General features: G+C 65.3%; 19 protein-coding genes. 6 read left to right on the plus strand and 13 right to left on the minus strand.

Annotation, left to right across the window (positions count from 1 at the left end; translation table 11 throughout):
• Positions 1 to 30: 30 nt before the first annotated feature.
• The 5 genes from ACK2VC_RS11160 to ACK2VC_RS11180 all read left to right on the plus strand — a co-directional run bounded on the left by ACK2VC_RS11160 (position 31) and on the right by ACK2VC_RS11180 (position 6,532).
• Positions 31 to 807, plus strand: coding sequence for a type II secretion system protein N (locus tag ACK2VC_RS11160; protein ID WP_486730425.1), 777 nt, complete (start codon positions 31 to 33; stop codon positions 805 to 807).
• Positions 804 to 3,080 (plus strand): type II secretion system secretin GspD, encoded by a 2,277-nt coding sequence (gene gspD / locus ACK2VC_RS11165; protein WP_486730426.1) that lies wholly within the window; start codon positions 804 to 806, stop codon positions 3,078 to 3,080. Before ACK2VC_RS11160 ends, gspD begins: the two co-directional genes overlap by 4 nt.
• A gap of 19 nt (positions 3,081 to 3,099) precedes the next feature.
• Entirely contained in the window at positions 3,100 to 4,524 is a 1,425-nt protein-coding gene (gspE, locus tag ACK2VC_RS11170; RefSeq protein ID WP_486730427.1) for a type II secretion system ATPase GspE, read from the plus strand.
• A 49-nt stretch (positions 4,525 to 4,573) separates the two neighbouring features.
• Positions 4,574 to 5,794: a type II secretion system inner membrane protein GspF gene (gspF, locus tag ACK2VC_RS11175; RefSeq protein WP_486730428.1), complete on the plus strand. Its 1,221-nt coding sequence runs from the start codon at positions 4,574 to 4,576 to the stop codon at positions 5,792 to 5,794.
• Positions 5,795 to 5,935: 141 nt separating this feature from the next.
• Entirely contained in the window at positions 5,936 to 6,532 is a 597-nt protein-coding gene (locus ACK2VC_RS11180) for a type II secretion system protein N (protein WP_486730429.1), read from the plus strand.
• Between the two features lie 6 nt (positions 6,533 to 6,538).
• Here ACK2VC_RS11180 and ACK2VC_RS11185 read toward each other — a convergent pair whose 3' ends face one another.
• The 12 genes from ACK2VC_RS11185 to ACK2VC_RS11240 form a co-directional block, all read right to left on the minus strand.
• On the minus strand, positions 6,539 to 6,739 hold the full coding sequence (locus ACK2VC_RS11185; protein WP_486730430.1) for a hypothetical protein: 201 nt from the start codon (positions 6,737 to 6,739) through the stop codon (positions 6,539 to 6,541).
• A gap of 50 nt (positions 6,740 to 6,789) precedes the next feature.
• Complete coding sequence (hslU, locus tag ACK2VC_RS11190; protein WP_486730431.1) at positions 6,790 to 8,130, minus strand: ATP-dependent protease ATPase subunit HslU; 1,341 nt, start codon at positions 8,128 to 8,130, stop codon at positions 6,790 to 6,792.
• Between the two features lie 56 nt (positions 8,131 to 8,186).
• Complete coding sequence (gene hslV, locus ACK2VC_RS11195) at positions 8,187 to 8,723, minus strand: ATP-dependent protease subunit HslV (RefSeq protein WP_486730432.1); 537 nt, start codon at positions 8,721 to 8,723, stop codon at positions 8,187 to 8,189.
• Between the two features lie 99 nt (positions 8,724 to 8,822).
• Positions 8,823 to 10,238, minus strand: a complete 1,416-nt coding sequence (locus ACK2VC_RS11200) for an STAS domain-containing protein (RefSeq protein ID WP_486730433.1) — start codon at positions 10,236 to 10,238, stop codon at positions 8,823 to 8,825.
• 149 nt (positions 10,239 to 10,387) lie between these two features.
• Positions 10,388 to 10,843 carry an RNA polymerase-binding protein DksA gene (dksA, locus tag ACK2VC_RS11205; protein WP_486730434.1) on the minus strand — a complete coding sequence of 152 codons (456 nt, stop codon included), beginning with the start codon at positions 10,841 to 10,843 and terminating at the stop codon, positions 10,388 to 10,390.
• A gap of 679 nt (positions 10,844 to 11,522) precedes the next feature.
• Positions 11,523 to 12,560, minus strand: a complete 1,038-nt coding sequence (locus tag ACK2VC_RS11210) for a CobW family GTP-binding protein (protein WP_486730435.1) — start codon at positions 12,558 to 12,560, stop codon at positions 11,523 to 11,525.
• 21 nt (positions 12,561 to 12,581) lie between these two features.
• Positions 12,582 to 13,142, minus strand: coding sequence for a Fur family transcriptional regulator (locus ACK2VC_RS11215; RefSeq protein ID WP_486730436.1), 561 nt, complete (start codon positions 13,140 to 13,142; stop codon positions 12,582 to 12,584).
• Between the two features lie 236 nt (positions 13,143 to 13,378).
• Positions 13,379 to 14,359, minus strand: a complete 981-nt coding sequence (gene xerC / locus ACK2VC_RS11220) for a tyrosine recombinase XerC (protein ID WP_486730437.1) — start codon at positions 14,357 to 14,359, stop codon at positions 13,379 to 13,381.
• 12 nt (positions 14,360 to 14,371) lie between these two features.
• The gene (locus ACK2VC_RS11225) at positions 14,372 to 15,040 is read right to left on the minus strand and encodes a DUF484 family protein (RefSeq protein WP_486733221.1); all 669 of its coding nucleotides are present in this window, start codon (positions 15,038 to 15,040) and stop codon (positions 14,372 to 14,374) included.
• Between the two features lie 42 nt (positions 15,041 to 15,082).
• Positions 15,083 to 15,946, minus strand: a complete 864-nt coding sequence (dapF, locus tag ACK2VC_RS11230; protein ID WP_486730438.1) for a diaminopimelate epimerase — start codon at positions 15,944 to 15,946, stop codon at positions 15,083 to 15,085.
• 41 nt (positions 15,947 to 15,987) lie between these two features.
• Positions 15,988 to 16,872 carry an LpxL/LpxP family acyltransferase gene (locus ACK2VC_RS11235; protein ID WP_486730439.1) on the minus strand — a complete coding sequence of 295 codons (885 nt, stop codon included), beginning with the start codon at positions 16,870 to 16,872 and terminating at the stop codon, positions 15,988 to 15,990.
• A complete protein-coding gene (locus ACK2VC_RS11240; protein WP_486730440.1) occupies positions 16,869 to 17,732 on the minus strand; it encodes a lysophospholipid acyltransferase family protein in 864 nt (287 codons plus the stop codon). Before ACK2VC_RS11240 ends, ACK2VC_RS11235 begins: the two co-directional genes overlap by 4 nt.
• A 205-nt stretch (positions 17,733 to 17,937) precedes the next feature.
• Here ACK2VC_RS11240 and metK point away from each other — a divergent pair, with 205 nt between their 5' ends.
• Positions 17,938 to 19,101, plus strand: a complete 1,164-nt coding sequence (gene metK / locus ACK2VC_RS11245; protein ID WP_486730441.1) for a methionine adenosyltransferase — start codon at positions 17,938 to 17,940, stop codon at positions 19,099 to 19,101.
• A gap of 197 nt (positions 19,102 to 19,298) precedes the next feature.
• Here the strand turns inward: metK and ACK2VC_RS11250 are convergent, their stop codons facing one another.
• Entirely contained in the window at positions 19,299 to 19,913 is a 615-nt protein-coding gene (locus tag ACK2VC_RS11250) for a hypothetical protein (RefSeq protein ID WP_486730442.1), read from the minus strand.

Below are 19,913 nucleotides of genomic sequence, written 5' to 3' on the forward strand. Positions count from 1 at the left end.
GAATCGTGCGCGGCCAAGTCGGGCGGATACATGCGCCGCCTCGTGATATGGTGTGGCGCCGGCCTGCTGGCGGCGGCGCTGACGGTAATGGCTTTCCTGCCGGCCGCGTGGCTGTCGGTGCTGCTCGAGCGGCAAACCGGCGGCCGCCTGGCGCTGGGTGATGCCGACGGCACGCTGTGGCGCGGTTCGGCTTTCGTCGGCGGCGCGCCGGGCGGCAATGATGCGCTGACGCCGCTGTTGCCGGGACGGTTTTCCTGGCGCCTGTCGCCGGCGCTGCTGCTGGCTAGGGTCGATCTGGAGCTGCAGAATCCGGCGGCCCTGTCGGCCCCGTTGCACGTTGACGGCAGTTGGAGCGAGTGGCAGGTCAGTCCGGCGGCAGTGATGCTGCCGGCGCAGCGGCTGGCGGCGCTGGGTGCGCCGTTGAATACGATCCAGCCGTCCGGCCAGATGCGGCTGTCGTGGCAGCGGCTGCAATTGGCGCGGCATGGTCAGCAGGTCGAGCTGCGCGGATCGCTGCTGCTGGAAATGATGGATATCGGGTCGCGCCTGTCGCCGATCAAGCCGCTGGGGGCATATCGGCTGACAATGGATTGGCAGGGCCAGAGCGCGGCGATGCAACTGAAAACGGAGCGCGGACCGATGCTGCTGAGCGGCGCCGGAAGCATCCAGAATGGTCGCTTCCAGTTTAGCGGCCGGGCGGAAGCGGCGCCGGGGGACGAGGAAAGGCTGGCAAATCTGCTGAATTTGCTGGGTCAGCGCCGTACCGAAGATGGCAAAAATTTTATCGCCTTAGAGTTCAGACAATGAAAAAGAAAATCGCAGCCAACTTGCCGTCGCGGCGCCAGTGGAAGCGCCTGGGCGCGGCCGCAGTTCTGTTCGGGGTGCTGCTGGCGCCGCCGGCCATCGGCGCCGAAGCGGAGCCGATGGCGGCAACGGCCGCCGGTACGGCCAATCTCAACTTCGTCGGCGCCGATATCGATACCGTGATCAAGGCAATCGGCCAATACACCAACATCACCTTCGTGATCGATCCGCGCGTCAAGGGCACCATCAACCTGGTGTCGGAAAAGCCGGTCAGCAAGGCGCAGGCGTTCCAGATGCTGAGTTCCGTGCTGCGGCTGCAGGGGTATGCGGTGGTGATGAGTGACGGCTATGCCAAGGTGGTGCCGGAGGCCGACGCCAAGCTGCAGGTCAGCCCGACCCAATCCGGTGCGGTGCGCGGCGACCAGATCGCGACCCAGATCTACCGCCTGAACTACGAGTCGGCGGCCAACCTGGTGGCGGTGCTGCGGCCCCTGATCTCTCCCAACAACACGATCAACGCCAATCCCGGCAGCAACTCGCTGGTGATCACCGATTATGCCGACAACCTGAAGCGGCTGGGCAAGATCATTGCCGCGCTGGATGCGCCGGCCGCGGCCGATCTGGACGTGGTGCCGGTGCAGTACGCGGTGGCCTCCGATATCGCATTGATGGTCAACCGGCTGCTGGAACCGGGGGCTGTTGGCGCGGGCGCGGCGCCGGGCGCCGCCGATAGCGGCCGCGTCAGCCTGCTGGCCGATCCGCGCACCAATTCCGTCATCATCCGGGCGCCGTCGGCAGCGCGCGCCAACCTGGCCAAGTCGCTGGTCGCCAAGCTGGACCTGCCGACCGCGCAGCCGGGCAATGTGCATGTGGTGTACCTGAAGAACGCGGAAGCAACCCGGCTGGCGCAAACCTTGCGCGCCGTGGTGTCTTCCGACACATCGGCCAGCGGCGCGGCCGCCGCTGGCACCAGTTCCAGCCTGAGCCCGAACCCGGCGAATTCCTCCGGACTCGGTTCCGGCGGGATGGCGGGTGGCCTGAACACCAGTGCGGCCCAGCCGTCGGCGCCGGGGCAAGGCCAGGCAACGCTGCCGAGCGGCGGCGCGGCCGGATTCATCCAGGCCGACCCGGCCACCAATTCGCTGATCATCACCGCCAGCGAGGCGGTGTATCGCAATCTGCGCAGCGTGATCGAGCAGCTCGATGCGCGCCGGGCGCAGGTGTACATTGAATCGCTGATCGTCGAAATCACCGCCAGCGACGCCGACCAGTTGGGCGTCCAGTGGGCCGGCCTCTCCGGCGACAGCAGCAGCGGTTACCGGGTCGGCACGATTACCGGATTTTCCAGCGGCGGCGACAACCTGATCAACCAGATCATCTCCCAGGCTACCACCGGTAAGCCGGCAACGACGCCGCCCTCAAACGGCCTGAACCTGGGAGTGTTCCGCCAGATCAACGGCCAGCTCGGGTTGGGGGCGATCGCGCATGCGCTGGCTAGCCAGACCAACACCAACATCCTGTCGATGCCGAACCTGATCACGCTCGACAACGAGGAGGCGCGGATCATCGTCGGCCAGAACGTGCCGTTCATCACCGGCCAGTTCACCACCCAGGCCTCGGGTGGTGCGGCCGGCGTCAACCCGTTCCAGACGGTGGAGCGCAAGGATGTCGGGCTGTCGCTGCGGGTGCGGCCGCAAGTGTCGGAAGGCGGCACGGTGAAGATGGCGATCTATCAGGAAACTTCGAATATCCAGCCGAAAACCACCACCGCCACCACCGGCGCCGCCGACCTGATCACCAGCAAGCGTTCGATCGAGACCAACGTGCTGGTGGACGATGGCCAGATCGTCGTGCTGGGCGGCCTGATCGAGGATTCCGTCACCGACAGCCTGGAGAAGGTGCCCGGCCTGGGCGACATCCCGGTGGTCGGCAATCTGTTCAAGTACCGCACGCGCGGGCGCGCCAAGACCAATCTAATGGTGTTCCTGCGCCCAAGCGTGATCCGCAGCAATGAACAGAGCGTGAACGTCGCCGCCGACCGCTATGATTTCATTCGCAACCTGCAGATCGCGACCCAGCCGGAGCCGACCATCGTGCTGCCGAAAATGAATGCGCCGGTGCTGCCGCCGCTGCAGGATGGGCGCATGATAGGTGGTTCCCTGTACAACAATGTTCCGGCCGACAAGGAGCCTGCCGCCAAGCCGCTGCCGCAGAAATTCGTGCCGCTGCCGCCAGTGGAGCCGGCCGAGTCGCCGATCGATCGCTTCGTCAACTGAACCAACTGATTCGCTGAACATGGAAGCTCGCCTTTTACCCTATGCCTTCGCGCGCGACTTCGCGCTGCTGGCGCAACGCGGCGATGACCCCGACAGCGCGGTCGAGGTGCTGGTGTCGAACGCCACCGCACCGGCGGCGATTGCCGAAGTCGGGCGCCGTTTCGGTCGCGTGCGGCTGAAGGCGATGCCGCTGGCGGAGCTGGAGGCGGCGATCGCGCAAGCCTATGCCGGCTCCGGCGGCGACGCCGCGCAGGTGATCGACGAATACGAATCCGACCTCGACCTGGCCAAGCTGATGCAGGACATGCCGGCGGTCGAGGACTTGCTGGAATCGGCCGACGATGCGCCGGTGATCCGCATGATCAACGCGCTCCTGACGCAGGCGCTGCGCGAAGGCGCGTCCGACATCCACATCGAGCCGTTCGAGCAGATCTCGATCGTGCGCTTCCGCATCGACGGCACGCTGCGCGACGTCGTGCGGCCGAAGAAGGGCATCCACGCCTCGCTGATTTCGCGCATCAAGATCATGGCGCAGTTGGACATCGCCGAGAAGCGCCTGCCGCAGGATGGCCGCATCACCCTGCGCGTCGGCGGCAAGCCGGTCGACGTGCGGGTATCGACGCTGCCGACCGGGCACGGCGAACGGGCGGTGCTGCGCCTGTTGGACAAGGAAGCCGGCCGCCTCGACCTGAATCATCTCGGCATGAGCGCCGAGGTGCAGCGGCAATTCGATCATCTGATCGCGCAACCGCATGGCATCGTGCTGGTGACCGGGCCGACCGGCTCCGGCAAGACCACCACGCTGTACGCGGTGCTGTCGCGCCTGAACGCCTCGACCACCAATATCCTGACGGTGGAGGACCCGATCGAATACGAAGTGGCCGGGGTCGGCCAGACCCAGGTCAATCCGCGCATTGACATGACGTTTGCCAAGGCGCTGCGGGCGATTTTGCGGCAGGACCCGGATGTCATCATGATCGGCGAAATCCGCGATCTCGAGACCGCGCAGATCGCAGTGCAGGCGTCGTTGACCGGCCACCTGGTGCTGGCGACCTTGCACACCAACGACGCGCCGGCGGCGGTCACGCGCTTGCTCGACATGGGGATCGAACCGTTTCTGCTGTCGTCGTCGCTGCTGGGCGTGGTGGCGCAGCGGCTGGTGCGCAAGCTGTGTTCGCATTGCAAGCGCTACGATGGCGAGCACTGGCACGCGGTCGGCTGCGACCAGTGCGGGCAAACCGGGTATCAGGGCCGCGTCGGCGTCTATGAACTGCTGCTGACCACCGAGCAGATCCGGGCGCAAATCCATGAGCAGGCCTCGGAAGCCGAGATTCGCGCCGCCGCCCAGCGCGACGGCATGCGCACCATGCGCGAGGATGGCGAGCGCTGGCTGGCCGACGGCACCACGACCCAGGCTGAATTGCTGCGGGTTACCAAGGACTAGGGTCAGGTGGTGCCACTTCCCTCCATTTTCCGAAAGGTAGTATCGCGCCGTGCCAGCATTTCGTTATGAAGCGGTGGACGCCGCCGGCGGTACCCGGCGCGGCGTCGTGAATGCCGACAGCGCGCGCGCGGCGCGCTCCGATTTGCGCAGCCAGGGGCTGGCGCCGATCGCGGTCGAGGCCATCAGCGCCCAGCTCGATGCCGCCGGCCGCGCCGGCGGGCGTGGCTTGCGCTCGCATCTGTCGACCACCGAACTGGCGCTGTTCACGCGCCAGCTGGCCAGCCTGCTGGAAGCCAGTCTGCCGCTGGAGCAGGCTTTTTCGGCCTTGCTGGAGCAGGCCGAGCGGCCCTATCTGCGCGATTTGATCGCCTCGATCCGTTCCGACGTGATGGGCGGCGCCTCGCTGTCGGACGCGCTGGCGCAGCATCCGCGCGACTTCGCCGACATCTACCGGGCACTGGTTTCGTCCGGTGAGCAGATCGGCCAGCTCGCGCGGGTGTTGTCGCGCCTGGCCGACTACATCGAGCGACGCAACGCGCTGGTGCAAAAGGTCAAGCTGGCGTTCACCTATCCGGCCATCGTCACGGTGGTGGCGTTCGCGATCGTGATCTTCCTCTTGACCTATGTGGTGCCGCAGATCGTTTCGGTATTCGCCAACACCAAGCAGAAGCTGCCGCTGCTGACGGTGATGATGCTGGCGATCTCGGACTTCGTGCGCAATTACGGCTGGATCGTGGCGCTGATCGTCGTCGGGCTGTTTATGTTCTGGCGCCGGCTGCTGAAAAATCCGGAAATCAAGCTGCGCTGGCACGCCTGGCTGCTGGATGCGCCGCTGTATGGCAAGTTCGAGCGCAGCCTGAACACCGCGCGTTTCGCCAGCACGCTGGCGATCACCACCGGCTCCGGCGTGCCGATCCTGCGCGCGCTGCAAACCAGCCGCGACACCTTGACCAACGTCGCCATGCGCCAGCAGGTCGAAGACGCCACCACCAGCGTGCGCGAAGGCGTCAGCCTGGCGCGCGCGCTGTCGGCGCACAAGCATTTCCCGCCGATGCTGATCCACATGATCCGTGCTGGCGAAGTTACCGGCGAACTGCCGGCGATGCTGGAGCGCGCCTCGAATGCCCAGGAGCAGGATCTGGAACGGCGCGCGCTGACCATCGCCGGCTTGCTGGAACCGGCGCTGATCCTGGGAATGGGAGTGGTGGTGCTGCTGATCGTGCTGGCGGTGCTGATGCCGATCATCGAGATCAACCAGTTGGTACGCTGAGATGCGGCGGCACGGCCGGCATGTGGCATTTGATTGGATAAAATTATATGGAGTATGTCGGTAAAATTACCATGATATGTGCGGAATTTTCTATGTGCATCTGGAGTATATGTTTGTGGCAGCAGCTCGAAGGAAGATGAAATGAAACGTTTGCCGGGATTGGCCAGTTTTGTGCTGTTCATCGCGCTGTGCGTGTCGCTGGCGTTCTGGGCGATGCAGTTGTTCAAGCCGGCGGTGCGCGCGGTGAGTGCGCCGCCGCCAGTTTCGAGCGAGGTCGACTTGCAGGCGGCGGCCGGACTGTTCGGCGGCCGCAGCACGGTGGCCGCGGCCAGCAATTTCCAGTTGAAGGGCGTGGTGGCGGCTGACGATGGTCGCGACAGCGTGGCGATCCTCTCCGCCAACGGCAAGCCGGCGCAAGCGGTGCGCCAGGGTGCGGAAATCGTGCCGGGCGCGGTGGTCAAGGAGGTGCACCGGCGCTATGTGCTGGTGTCGGACGGCGGCGTGCCGAAGCGGGTCGAATTGCCGGAAAGCGCGCCATCCTCGGCCCGTGTCAATCCAATCGGGTCCAACCCGCCGCCGGCGCCGGTCCGGCCCAATCCGCCCAGCAGCCAGCCTGTCCCGGCCGTCAGTGTCGGGCCGGCGATGCCGATCCAGCAATCGGTACCGGGCGCGCCCGCCAATCCGGCCACGCCCGCCAATCCGGCCACGCCCGCCAATCCGGCCACGCCATCGCAGTAGCGCCGTTCAATCCTCGCCGGAGCCGGCCAGGGTTTTCTTCAGCGCGCGCCGCTGCGCCTGGCGCAGGGCCGAGGCGCTTTTCCGGTGCGGCCCGGCGGCGCGCAGCCCGGCTGCCACCGCCACCGGGTTGCGCGGTTTTTGCTGGCGCGGCGTCAGCGCTGCGCGAAATACCAGTTTCTGCCGGGTCCGCAGACTTTTGTTGGCCATGATCCGAGCCTCGATGTCGCCGCCACGAGCGCAGGACGCGCCGCTGCCGCCTACAGCACGTAGCGCGACAGGTCTTCGTTGACTGCCAGCGCGCCCAGCCGTTCATTGACATAGGCGGCGTCGATTACCAGCGCGCTGCCGGTGTGTTCGCTGGCGCTGTAGGAAATTTCTTCCAGCAGCTTTTCCATCACCGTGTACAGGCGCCGGGCGCCGATGTTCTCGGTCTTTTCATTGACCTCAAAGGCGATTTCGGCCAGCCGTGCGATGCCCTCCGGCGCGAATTCGATGGTCACGCCTTCGGTCGCCAGGAGCGCCGCGTACTGCGTGGTCAAGCAAGCGTCGGTGCCGGTCAGGATGCGTTCGAAATCGGCGATCGACAGCGATTCCAGCTCGACCCGGATCGGCAGCCGGCCCTGCAATTCCGGAATCAGATCGGACGGCTTGGCCAATTGGAAGGCGCCGGAAGCGATGAACAGGATGTGATCGGTCTTGATCATGCCGTACTTGGTGTTGACAGTCGTGCCTTCCACCAGCGGCAGCAGGTCGCGCTGCACGCCAGCGCGCGAGACGTCGGCGCCGCCGACCTGGGAGCGGGTCGCGATTTTGTCGATCTCGTCCAGGAACACGATGCCGTTCTGTTCGACGTTGGCGATCGCCTTCTGCTTCAGCTCGTCGTGGTTGATCAGCTTGCCGGCTTCTTCCTCGATCAGCAGCTTCATGGCGTCGGCGATCTTCAGCTTGCGCGCCTTCTTGCGGCCGCCGCCGACGCCGGAAAACATCGACTTGATTTGCTCGGTCATTTCCTCCATGCCGGGCGGCGCCATGATTTCCATCTGCGGTCCGGCTTCCGCCACTTCGATTTCGATTTCGCGCTCGTCCAGCGCGCCCTCGCGCAGCCGCTTGCGCATCGTCTGCCGCGTGCTGTTGCCGCCGTCGTCGCCCGCCGCGCCGGGCGTGGTGGAAAAGCCGAAGTCGCGCGGCTGCGGCACCAGGATGTCGATCACCCGGTCCTCCGCCGCATCTTCGGCTCGCGCCCGCACCTTGCGCATTTCGGCCTCGCGCGTCTGCTTGATACCGATTTCGATCAGGTCGCGGATGATGGTGTCGACGTCGCGCCCGACATAACCGACCTCGGTGAACTTGGTGGCTTCGATCTTGATGAACGGCGCATCGGCCAGCTTGGCCAGGCGGCGCGCGATCTCGGTCTTGCCGACTCCGGTGGGACCGATCATCAGGATGTTCTTGGGCGTGATTTCATGCCGCAGCGGCTCCGTCACCTGCTGCCGGCGCCAGCGGTTGCGCAGTGCGATGGCGACCGCGCGCTTGGCGTTGGCCTGGCCGACCACGTGTTTATTGAGTTCGGAAACAATCTCTTGGGGTGTCATGTTCATGATGAGGGATAGTGCCTGAATGAATGGTTGCCGTGCCGCACCGTGCCGCGAAGCGCCTAGTCCAGCGTTTCGATGATGTGCGACAGGTTGGTGTAGATGCACAGTTCGCCGGCGATAGTCAGCGATTTCTTGACGATCTCTTCCGGCGCCAGGTCGGTGTTGTCCTGCAGCGCCTTGGCCGCCGATTGCGCAAAAGTGCCGCCGGAGCCGATGGCGCCGATGCCGTCGTTCGGCTCCAGCACGTCGCCGTTGCCGGTGATGATCAGCGTGGTATCGCGATCGGCCGCCAGCAGCATCGCTTCCAGCCGCCGCAGCATGCGGTCGGTGCGCCAGTCCTTGGCCAGTTCGACCGAGGCCCGCATCAGGTTGCCCTGGTGCTTTTCCAGCTTGGCCTCGAACAGGTCGAGCAGCGTGAAGGCGTCGGCGGTACCGCCGGCAAAACCCACCAGCACCTTGCCGTGGTGCAGCTTGCGCACCTTGCGCGCGGTGCCTTTCATGACGACGTTGCCCAGTGTTACCTGGCCGTCACCGCCGAGCGCAACCTGGTTGCCGCGCCGCACCGAGAGGATGGTGGTGCCGTGAAATTGTTCCATGTTTTCCTCTGAAAATGAACCGGTTCGGCCGAGCGCCGATGACCTTTGGAAAGGATGGGGGCGGCGGCGTTGATTGCAAGATGCAGCCGCGCCGGGCGCTCAATTCTTGTGCGGGAAGATCGGCACACTGCGATGCAGGCCGAGTGTCTGCAGCAGGGCGAGGACCAGATGGTTGACGTTGTGTAATTCGATCGACCTGCCGGCTAGCGCCGCGAGGTCGCCCAGCAGTTGTCCGGCGGCACTGAAATCGACCCGCGCCAGTTGCCGGCAATCGAGTATCGCCGGCTGATGCTGCTCGACGTAGTCGGCAATCGTCCTCGCCAACTGCTGGGTATCGCCCTCGATCACCAGCGGCATCAGGAAGGCGTCGGCGTCCGTTTCGGCCGGGATTTCTTCCGGCGCGGTGCTGACCCGGGTCTGGGGTGTGATGAAGGGCGGCGGCGAGACTTCGAAGGTCACGCAGTAATCGATGCTGGTTTCCTCGAATTCCTGCTCGCGGTTCAGCAGTTGCAGGATTTCCAGCAGCAGCAGCCATGGTGCCTCGGTTTCGTCGCGCCGCCCGACCGTCAGGATCGCGCGGATCTTGTTGGCCAGCTCCGGCGCGCCGACCAGAACCAGTTCCAGGCCGGATTTCTGCAGTCGCTTCAGCACCCGCAGCAGCAGTCCGCAGCCGACTGGATCGACCGCAGTGACGCGGGAAAATTCCAGGCGCAGCAGCGCGTGGCTCTCGGCCAGTTTCTGGGCTCGCGCCAGTTGCTTCGTGCTTTGCGCATCCAGCACGCCGGAAAAGGCCACGCTCGGCGTCGCGGCCGGCCGGCCGCTCTCGGAACCGGGTGCCATGGTTAGGGCCGGCGCATCCAGCCAGGCTGGCGGTGAAGTTTCGAATTTGCCGGCATAGGCGATCGACAGCGCATCGAATTGCTCGCGCTGCCCGGTCACCTGGTGCAGGTCGAACAGCATGCTCCACGCAAGCGCCGTCGCCGCGCCCAGCGTGTCGTCGCGTATCGCTTCCTCGAGGATTTGCTGCGCTACTGCGGTCTGGCCGTTGGCGAACAGGATTGCCGCTTCCTCCAGCGCCGGCGCGCTCGGCAACTCGGGCGCGGGTTTGGCGCTGGCCGCGGCGGCGATGGAGGGCGCCACTTTGGCCGCAGCCGTCGCCGGCTCACAGACCAGTGGTATGGCGGCTTCGGCTTCCGGCAGCTTGCGGGTATCGCCCCCGGTTTTCTTGCCCGCTGCCGGGCCTTGGTCGAGGATCGGCGCCACGGTATTGCCGGCGTTGCCGAGCTGGGTGGTGGTCACGAATTCCAGCGTCATCTCGGATTCGATCGCATCGATCTTCAACGCGGTGGCGCGGGCGATGTCGCGCTGGATGGTGGAGGGGTCGGACAGCGGCTCCGGGGTGTCGCCAGTCCGCTTGCCGTTTGAAGAGGGCCTGTCTTCAGCGGGCAGCGGTTGCCGATCTTTTTTCCTGAAATGCGAAAAAATCCCCACGGTGCTCCTGATCCTGGTCAGCATGATTGAACGCCGGCGCGGCGTTCAGCGGTATCACATAACGGCTTGCCACCAGCCCGCTGGCAAGCCGGGCGGCGTGACAGGTGCCACGCGCGGCAGCTTTCCCAACGACGGAAGATGCCGGCATCCGACATGCCGGAGCCCGGCTGACTTCAGTCGCCGTACAGTTTCTGCTTCAGCTCACGCCGCTGCTGCGCTTCCAGCGACAGCGTCGCGGTCGGGCGCGCCAGCAAGCGCGGCACGCCGATCGGCTCGCCGGTTTCCTCGCACCAGCCGTAATCGCCGGAGTCGATGCTGGCAATCGACTGCTGGACCTTTTTCAACAGCTTGCGTTCGCGGTCGCGCGTGCGCAATTCCAGCGCGTGTTCTTCTTCGATGGTGGCGCGATCGGCGGGGTCCGGAACCAGCACCGTCTCCCGCAGGTGTTCGGTAGTTTCGCCGGCGTTTTTCAGCAGGTCCTTTTCCAGTTGCTGCAGACGCGCCTTGAAGAAGGCACGCTGCGCCGCGTTCATGTAGTCCTTGTCGCTCATCTTCAGGATTTGCGCTTCGGTCAGCAGGGTGCCGTCGGTCGGGACGGCAGAGGTCGGTTTGGTAGTTTTCGTGGTCACTTCGCTTGCTCTCGATACAACGATTGGTTCAATTTTATCCGTTATCCCGGCGGCTGCCTTGTTGTTGCGCAGAGCTACGCCGGGTCGGGGCGTCTGGGATGCCGCTTGCGCGGCGGGTTTGCGCTTGGCGCCGGTGGCAGGTTGTGCTCCGTTGCGCGTTGCTGGCTGCTTGCTGCCGGCCGTTCCTGCGGCAGGCGTTACGGCCTTGACCGTGCTGGTGGGGGTGGCGGCCGCAGCCCGCTGTCTGGGAGCGGGCTCGGCCGGCGTTTTCTGGGCGGGCTTGATTGTCGCCCTACTGCCCGTTTTGGCTGCCGGTTTTGGCGCCTTGGCAGGGGCGATGGGAAGGTTCTTTGCCGCCGGTTTCGCGGTCGCCTTGGCGCTCGGCTTGAGTGCCTGCACCAGGGACTTTACCAGCTTTCCGGCTGCCGACTTCAGTGTCGCGGGGGTGGCCGGTTTGCGGCCCGGGCGGGCTGCCGAGGCGGATCCGCGCGCTGCCTTGCTCGATGGTTTGGCGACCGCACTTTTTTTCGTGATTTTTGTAACGGTTGTGTTCATGATTCCCTTATCCTCAAGAATCTGTCCGAACCGCCATTCCGGTCGGACCGTGCACGATGTTCAGCCGTCCGTTTGTGATTTTGCCGTTCCCCGCCTTCGGCCCCTTAATTTAAACCACGGTAGTTTATACCAAACACTGCTCGAGTCCCTGAATAAAGATATCTTGCGGCAGGTTCTTGCCGATGAACACCATTTTGCTGCCGCGTTCCTCCTGCTCGCCCCACTTGTTGCCGATATCGCTGCCCATCATCTGGTGCACGCCCTGGAACACCACCTTGCGGTCGGCGCCCTCCATCAGCAGCACGCCCTTGTAGCGCAGCATGCGCGGACCGTACACCTGGACGATGCTGCCGAGGAAATCATCCAACCGCGCCGGATCGAACGGGCGCGCGCTCTTGAAGACGAAGGCGGCGATGTCATCGGTATGGCCGTGGCCGGCAGGGCCGTGCCCATGCTCGTGCGCGTGGTCGTGCCCGCAATGTTCGTCATGCACGTGCGGTTCTTCCGCCGCCAGGAAGTCGGGGTCGATTTCCAGCTTGTCGTTCAGGTTGAAGCCGTGAACGTCGAGAATCGCCGTCAGTGGCGCGCGCCCGAAATCGGCGCGCTCGATCGGCGCGCGCGGATTGATGTGCGTGAGGCGCGCGCAGAGGGCCTGCACTTCATCGGCGCCGACCAGATCGGTCTTGGACAGCAGGATGCGATCGGCAAACCCCACCTGGCGCTGCGCTTCCTCGTGTTGATCCAGTTGCTGCATCGCATGCCGCGCATCGACCACGGTGATGATCGCGTCCAGCCGGAATTGCGACGCGACTTCGTCATCCATGAAAAAGGTTTGCGCCACCGGCCCCGGGTTGGCGAGACCGGTGGTTTCGATGATCACGCGCTCGAATGCCAGTTCGCCGGCCGCGCGCTTTTGCGCCAGCGCCGACAGCGCCAGGATCAGGTCGCCGCGCACGGTGCAGCAGATGCAGCCGTTGTTCATCTCGACGATCTGCTCGCCCTGGTCCTGCACCAGGATTTCATTGTCGATGTTTTCGGCGCCGAATTCGTTTTCGATGACGGCGATCTTGTGGCCGTGCTGCTCCTGCAGGACGCGGTTCAGTAGCGTGGTTTTGCCGGCGCCGAGAAAGCCGGTCAGGATGGTGGTGGGAATCAGAGCCATGGCGTCTTGGTTGGTTAGTGGTTACTGGGCGCAATCGGCGCACCAGCCCTTGATGGTCAGTTCGATATCGTGGCTTTGAAAGCCGTCGCCCAGCGTCTGGCGCACGACGTCTTGCAATTGCCGCTGCAACGCGGCCTGGGCGCCGGCTTCGCGCAGGCTCAAGCCAGGCTGCGGTGCCGCGGGGCCGTTGTCGTCGTCCAGGCAAAACACGCGGGCGCAGCGGGTGCACTTGAAATGGCCGTGCGGGTGCTGCGCATGCGGCCAGTCGCGGGCGCCGTGCTCGGTGCCGGCGCTGTAGCGGAATATGCGGTCGTCGCCGGCGATCTTGTGCGCCAGCCCGGAATCGGTGAGGCAATCCAGCGCGCGATACAGCGTGACCCGGTCCAGTTCGCTCAAGCGCGCCTGCAAATCCTGGTGCGACACCGCGCTCGGTGCGTCCAGCAGCGCCGCCAGGACCTTGATCCGGGCTGCGGTCACGCGCACGGCGGCCGCGCGCAGTTGCGCCTCGGCCTGCGCCGGCGGCAGTGCCGGCGCGCGGCTTGTGCCGTCTTGCTGCAAACGGGTCTGTGCTCGGGTGTTCATCGCCTGTCGGGGAATCGGTATCGATTGATTATGCCCCATGCATGCAATCCAGTTGCATACATGGGGCGGCCGGCGGCGGATTGCAAGGGACTCGTGCCAGCTTCTTGAGAACTTACCACAATGCGGGAGTATGGTCAAAAATGGCTATTTTCCGCAAAGTATATTGGCGGATCCAAAAATACTCTATCCGGTATAAGGTCGTTGTCGATTCCGGGGCAGGGCGCGGCCGGCGCCGCCTATGTGCCGGCGTCGGGCTTTTTCCGCGCGCGCGGATGGGCGGCGTCGTATACCTCGGCCAGCCGCTGGAAATCGAGCGCCGTATAGATCTGGGTCGAAGCAATCGAGGCATGGCCCAGCATTTCCTGGACCGCGCGCAGGTCGCCGGACGATTGCAGCACATGCGAGGCGAACGAATGGCGCAGCACGTGCGGATGGACGGAGCTGGTCAGGCCGATGGCGCGCGCCTGTGCCTTCAGCCGCAGTTGCACCACGCGCGCCGAGACGCGCCTGCCGCGCGCGTTCAGAAATAGCGCACAGCGGGCGTCGTCCTCGTCCTCTCTGGCCAGGGCCGGGCGCAACGCCAGCCAGCGCTGCACCGCGTCCAGCGCGGCGCGGCCGACCGGTACCCGGCGCTGCTTGCTGCCCTTGCCGGTCACCGCCACTTCGCCGGCCTCGAAATCGATCCAGCCGGCGGAGACGCGCTGCGCCGTCCGCCTATAGCGCAAGTCGAGGCCGACCAGTTCCGACACCCGCAGGCCGCTTGAATACAGCAGTTCGAACATCGCCTGATCGCAGGCTTGCGCCGCCGAACCGTCAGCGCGCAGCGGATTGGGGCGCGACACCAGGCGTACCGCGTCATCGACCGCCAGCGCTTTCGGCAGCGGCCGGGCGCGCTTGGGCGGCTTGACGCCGGCAACCGGATTCGAGGCCAGTTCCACCTGTTGTGCCAGCCAGTCGAAAAAGCCGCGCCAGGCCGACAGCTTGCGCGCGATTGAGCGCGCGGAAAGACCGCGTGCGTGCAATTGCGCGGCGAACTTGCGGATGTCGAAATGATTCAGGCCAGCCAGTTCCCAGTCTGCCTGGCTGTCTTGTGCCAGTTGCTGCAACTGTCTCAGGTCACGCCCGTAATTGCCGACGGTATGCGCGGCCAGTTGGCGCTGGCTGGTCAGGAAGGCGAGGTAGTCGCGTATCCAGTCGCGTTGTGCCGGCGCCGCCATCGGTGGCCCGATTCAGTCGAGCAGGCAGGCCAGCGCGGCGCTGGCGGTGATGCCGATGCGGCTCAGGAAATCGGTCGCCATGTTGCTGCCGAAACGCGCCGGATCGGGCGAGCCGAGCAGCAGCAGGCCGAAGGTTTCGCCGCTGCCACCCTCGCTTCGCAGTGGCAGCAGCGCGACCGACTGTACCGGGCTGGCGTCCTCCAGCCAGGCACAGACTTCGAAGTCATGATTCGGGCCGCAGAACGGCGCATCCAGGCTGTTCGAAAAAATCCGCGCATCCTCCGACACCGGCGCGGCGAACCAGGTATGGGCAAAGGCCGGCGCCACGTTCCACAGGCGCAGCGTGGCGTGCGGCACCGAGAAGATCGATTGCAGGCCGGAGGTCAGCACATGCGGCAAATCGACGTCGTTGCGCGCCTGCAGCAAGGCCCGGGTCCAGTCCTGGAAGCGCACGCCGATGGCGTCGTTGTCTTGCGCCACGCGCAGCAATTCGGCCAGATGCAGTTCCTGTGTGCGGATTTTTTCGCGCAGCACTTCCATCTGTCTTTCCTGCAGCGACACCGCGCGCCCCAGCACCGGGCTGGTCAGGCGCACGCCGGACAGGAGTTCCGCGTGTTCTTCGAAAAAATGCGGATTTTCCGCCAGGTAGTGCGCGACATCGTCGGAATTCAAACTGTGCATCGGGCTCATCGCTTACTCGTCTGGAGATTAAAGAGGTGGAGTCTAAAGGGAAATTTCGCCTTCGAATACCGTGACCGCCGGCCCGGTCATGCGCACCGCGCTGCCCGGGCCGTCCCAGGCGATCGACAACTGGCCGCCGCGCGTGGCGACCGCCACCGGCGAGCACAGCCGCCCAAGCAGGATACCGGCCACCACCGCGGCGCAGGCGCCGGTGCCGCAGGCCAGGGTTTCGCCGGCGCCGCGCTCGAACACGCGCAGCCTGATCGCGTGCGGTTCGAGTATCTGCATGAAGCCGGCATTGACCCGTTGCGGAAAGCGTGGGTGGCGTTCGATCAACGGTCCGTCGGCGGCCACCGGTGCACTCTCGACCTCGGGCACGATCTGCACCGCGTGCGGATTACCCATCGAAACTACCGAGATCCAGACGATTGCATGGCCGGCGCCCAGTTCCAACGGCCACAGCGTGGCGTCGCCCTCCTGTTGCGCCTGCAAGCCGGCGACATCGAACGGCACCTGTGCTGCTTCCAGCAGCGGCACGCCCATGTCGACCGTGACGCGCTCGCCGTCTTCCAGCGTCGGCGCGATCACGCCGCCCAGCGTGGCGACGCGGATCGTGCGCTTGGTCGACAAGCCATGCTCGGCGACGAAGCGGGCGAAGGCGCGGGCGCCATTGCCGCATTGTTCGACCTCGCCGCCATCGGCGTTGTAGATGCGGTAGCGGAAATCGACATCGGCCAGTTCCGCCGGCGCCGCCTCGACCACCAGAATCTGGTCGGCGCCGATGCCGAAGCGGCGATCGGCCAGCCGCCGGCATTGCTCGGGCGTCAGCTCGACCTGCTGGCGAATGGCGTCGATCACCACGAAGTCGTTGCCAGCGCCATGCATCTTGGTGAATTTGAGCTTCATGCCGGCATTATAGACCGCGAGCGGCACGCTTCCGGTGGCGCTCAAGCAAGGGGTTTTGGCGGATGGTAGACATCGGCCGTGCCTGGCGGACGCGTCTTGAAGCGCTTGTGGGTCCAGAAATATTCGGCCGGAGTTTCGCGCACGCGCTCCTCGATGAAGGCGTTCATGCGGCGCGTCGCGGCCAGCACGTCGCTACCCGGATAATCCTGCCAGGGTGGATAGAACGCGACTTTCCAGCCGCGATAGTCCGGTAGGAAGGTGGCTACTACCGGCACCACGGTGGCGCCGGTCAGGCCGGCAATGCGCGCCGGTGCGGTCAGGGTCGCCGCCGGCACCCCGAAGAAAGGGACGAATGCGGCATCCCTGCTGCCGAAATCCATGTCCGGCAGCATCATGAACGGCAGATTGTCGCGCATCGCGCGCAGGATCGGCTTGATGCCCTGGTCGCGGGAAAACACCTGGATCGGATGGAAGCGCGTGCGCCCGCGCAGCAAGGCGCGATCGAATACGCGGCTCTTCTGGCGGGTGTAGATCGAACAGCCGGGGCCGATTTGCGCCAGCGCGGACGCGGCGACGTCGAGGCAGACAAAATGCGGGCACAGGAAGATCAGCGGGCCGGCGCCGATCAATTCCAGCGGCGCCGCCGGTTCGATCTGGATCAGCCGCTGCAAGCGCGCCGGCGGCGCCCACCACAGGATGCCGCGCTCGAGGACGGCACGCGCGTAATCCTGGAAATGCTGGCGCGCGACTGCACGCCGCTCGGCTTCCGATAGTTCCGGCAGGCACAGGCGCAGATTGGTCAGCGCAATATGGCGGCGCGAACGCACCAGCACAAACAGCAGCGCACCGATCGCTTCGCCCAGCCGGCCCAGGAGCGGCAACGGCAGCCAGTGCAGTAGCCACAGCAAGCCCAGCAGCAGTCTCACGCCGGCTCCTGTCCGTCGGCGGGCGCCGTGGGTGCGGGCACGCCGGGCGGCGCCTTGTGGCGCTGGTAGCTCCACAGGTATTGCGCCGGGCAGCGCGCGATCAGCGCCTCCATCGCGGCGTTGATCGCGCGCGCCTGTTGCTGCGGGGTGCCGGCTGGCAGTTGTCCGCATTCGACGAAATGCAGCCGATAGCCCTGGCCGTGCGGCCGCCGCTCGGCATACACCAGGATGATTGGCGCGCCCGAGAGTTGCTGCAGCTTGGCCGGCAGCGTCATGGTGTAGGCCGGGCGGCCGAAGAAATCGGCCCACACGCCTTCCCCCTCTTGCGGCACCTGGTCCGGCAAGACGCCGACCGTCTCGTTGCGTTTCAGCGCCTTCAGCAGCAGCCGCACGCCGCCCAGGTTGGCCGGTGCCAGGAACAGGTTGCCGCGCGCGCGCGCATCTTCCATCAGCGGCTTCAACGCCGCCTTGCGCGGCGGCCGGTACATCACCGTCAGGCGCGTATGTACTGCGGTCGCCTGGGCGCTGACTTCGAAGCAGCCAAGATGCGGCGTCAGGAAGATCACGCCGGAGCGCGCATCCAGTGCCGCCTGCACCAGCTCCCAGTTGACCATCGTCACGCTGCGCAACACCCGCTCTGGCGGCGCGCACCAGATGAACGGCAGTTCGGCGATGCTCTTGCCGGCTTCGGCGATGGCGTCAGGCAGGAGCGCGCCGAAGCCGGCGCTTTCCAGATTGCCCCTCAGGCGGCGGCGGTAAGTCGGGGACAGTAGGTATACCAGCCAGCCGAGCGCGCTCCCCAGCGCGTGCAGCACGGACAATGGCAGCCTGGACAACAGGCGGAACAGGAGAACCAGCATTGATCAAGGTCAATCAGCGGCATGCGCCAAAAATTTTTTAGAAGGCGTAAAATAGCACAGTGTAATAACCGCCAAGTTTAATAGACAACTTGCGAGGCGGTCGGCGACAGCAGCAGCGTCGCCGAAAAATCGCTAAAGCGTCGCAGGCTCAGTTTCAGTTTTTGGCCGCGACATGGTCACCAATAGAAACAGGAGCCTGACGTAAATGACCCACGAATACCTCTTCACTTCGGAATCCGTCTCCGAAGGCCACCCCGATAAAGTTGCCGACCAGATTTCCGACGCCATCCTGGATGCCGCGCTGGAACAGGACCCGCGTGCCCGCGTCGCCGCCGAAACCTTGTGCAACACCGGTCTGGTGGTGCTGGCTGGTGAAATCACCGCCAACGCCAACCTCGACTACATTCAGATCGCGCGCGACACCTTGAAGCGCATCGGCTACGACAATGCCGATTACGGCATCGACTACAAGAGCTGCGCGGTGCTGGTGGCCTATGACAAGCAATCGCCGGACATAGCGCAGGGCGTCAATGAAGGCGAGGGCGTCGATCTCGACCAGGGCGCCGGCGACCAGGGCCTGATGTTCGGCTACGCCTGCGACGAAACACCGGAGCTGATGCCGGCCGCGATCCATTACGCGCACCGCATCGTCGAACGGCAGTCGCAGCTACGCAAGGACGGTCGCCTGCCGTGGCTGCGCCCGGACGCCAAATCGCAAGTGACGCTGAAATACGTCGACGGCCGCCCGGTGGCGATCGACACCATCGTGCTGTCAACCCAGCATGCGCCGGACGTCAAGCATAGCCAGATCGAAGAAGCGGTGATCGAACTGATCATCAAGCCGGTGGTGCCGGCCGAATGGCTGCAAAACACGCGCTACCTGGTCAACCCGACCGGGCGCTTCGTGATCGGCGGTCCGCAGGGCGATTGCGGCCTGACCGGACGCAAGATCATCGTCGATACCTACGGTGGCGCGGCGCCACACGGCGGTGGCGCCTTCTCCGGCAAGGACGCCTCCAAGGTCGATCGTTCGGCCGCCTATGCCGGACGCTACGTGGCGAAGAACATCGTCGCCGCCGGCCTGGCCGAGCGCTGCCAGATCCAGGTCTCGTACGCGATCGGCGTCTCGCGCCCGACCTCGGTGATGGTGACCACCTTCGGCACCGGCAAGATCAGCGACGAAAAGCTGGCGCAACTGGTGCAGGAACATTTCGACCTGCGGCCGAAAGGCATCGTGCAGATGCTCGACCTGCTGCGGCCGATCTATGCGAAGACTGCCGCCTACGGCCACTTCGGCAGGGAAGAACCGGAGTTCACCTGGGAGCGCACCGATCGCGCGGCGGCACTGAAGGCCGCGGCCGGATTCTGAATTCCAAGTGTGGAGCTGAAAAAGCGCGCTGCGGCGCACTTTTTTGTTGTTTGCAGCGCGCTGGAGGTGCGTGTGGGGTGTTCTGAGCGTCGCGTTGGAATCGCATACTCCGACCGATTGCATGCCATTCCGGGCGTAAGGCGGTCTAATTTGTAACATACTCCGTTGTTTATCGGAAAAATGCCAGCCGGCATCCCTCAGCGGATGGGCGGGCAGTGCTTCCGGTTCTTCTGCAGCCGCCATCCGGCCCAGGAAATTTGCGGCTCGTCTTCCAGCGCGAGGCCGGGGCGTGGCTGCGGCAGCCGCGTCTGCAGCAAATAGATGCACCAGTCCTGCCGCTCTACGGAGACCCGCACCGGAGTCGCTTGCTGCGCATCGATGCCGAGCGCCTTTTCCGTGACGCCGTCGGAAATGCTCCATAGGCGGCCGGTCAGCCGCAACTGCCATGCACCGATCAGGGTTGCTCCGCGCCGCGCGCCGCTGCCGACGATCAGCCACGGCTGGTTTTCGCCAGTGCGGGTCAGGCTCAACTGGTCGGTCGGTCCGGTCGGATGCAGACGGCGGCTGGCATCCACCCGCTGCGGGCCGAAGCGCTGCGGCAAAAAGGCCGGCCAGTCGGCAACGCCAAGCGTATTGCCATCGGTCAGCGTGAGTTCAAGGTGGCCGTCGCGCACCACCGCGCTGGCGGGCGCGGCCGTCAGCGCTTCCATCGGCTTCAGGCCATCGATGCGCAGCGCCTGGGCACCACCGGCGCACAGCATGCCGGCGGCCAGCAGGCAGCGCGCCAGAACTCGCGGTAGTTGCGTCGCCAT

Source organism: Herbaspirillum sp. WTB6 (assembly GCF_057457785.1).

Coding starts and splice junctions, on each gene's coding strand:
- ACK2VC_RS11210 (WP_486730435.1), bottom strand. CDS start 12,560: ATGGCTCTGATTCCCACCACCATCCTGACCGGCTTTCTCGGCGCCGGC.
- ACK2VC_RS11240 (WP_486730440.1), bottom strand. CDS start 17,732: ATGCTGGTTCTCCTGTTCCGCCTGTTGTCCAGGCTGCCATTGTCCGTG.
- ACK2VC_RS11200 (WP_486730433.1), bottom strand. CDS start 10,238: ATGCTGACCAGGATCAGGAGCACCGTGGGGATTTTTTCGCATTTCAGG.
- ACK2VC_RS11160 (WP_486730425.1), top strand. CDS start 31: ATGCGCCGCCTCGTGATATGGTGTGGCGCCGGCCTGCTGGCGGCGGCG.
- metK (WP_486730441.1), top strand. CDS start 17,938: ATGACCCACGAATACCTCTTCACTTCGGAATCCGTCTCCGAAGGCCAC.
- gspE (WP_486730427.1), top strand. CDS start 3,100: ATGGAAGCTCGCCTTTTACCCTATGCCTTCGCGCGCGACTTCGCGCTG.
- gspD (WP_486730426.1), top strand. CDS start 804: ATGAAAAAGAAAATCGCAGCCAACTTGCCGTCGCGGCGCCAGTGGAAG.
- hslU (WP_486730431.1), bottom strand. CDS start 8,130: ATGAACATGACACCCCAAGAGATTGTTTCCGAACTCAATAAACACGTG.
- ACK2VC_RS11250 (WP_486730442.1), bottom strand. CDS start 19,913: ATGGCGACGCAACTACCGCGAGTTCTGGCGCGCTGCCTGCTGGCCGCC.
- ACK2VC_RS11225 (WP_486733221.1), bottom strand. CDS start 15,040: ATGCACAGTTTGAATTCCGACGATGTCGCGCACTACCTGGCGGAAAAT.
- ACK2VC_RS11185 (WP_486730430.1), bottom strand. CDS start 6,739: ATGGCCAACAAAAGTCTGCGGACCCGGCAGAAACTGGTATTTCGCGCA.
- ACK2VC_RS11215 (WP_486730436.1), bottom strand. CDS start 13,142: ATGAACACCCGAGCACAGACCCGTTTGCAGCAAGACGGCACAAGCCGC.
- hslV (WP_486730432.1), bottom strand. CDS start 8,723: ATGGAACAATTTCACGGCACCACCATCCTCTCGGTGCGGCGCGGCAAC.
- xerC (WP_486730437.1), bottom strand. CDS start 14,359: ATGGCGGCGCCGGCACAACGCGACTGGATACGCGACTACCTCGCCTTC.
- ACK2VC_RS11180 (WP_486730429.1), top strand. CDS start 5,936: ATGAAACGTTTGCCGGGATTGGCCAGTTTTGTGCTGTTCATCGCGCTG.
- dapF (WP_486730438.1), bottom strand. CDS start 15,946: ATGAAGCTCAAATTCACCAAGATGCATGGCGCTGGCAACGACTTCGTG.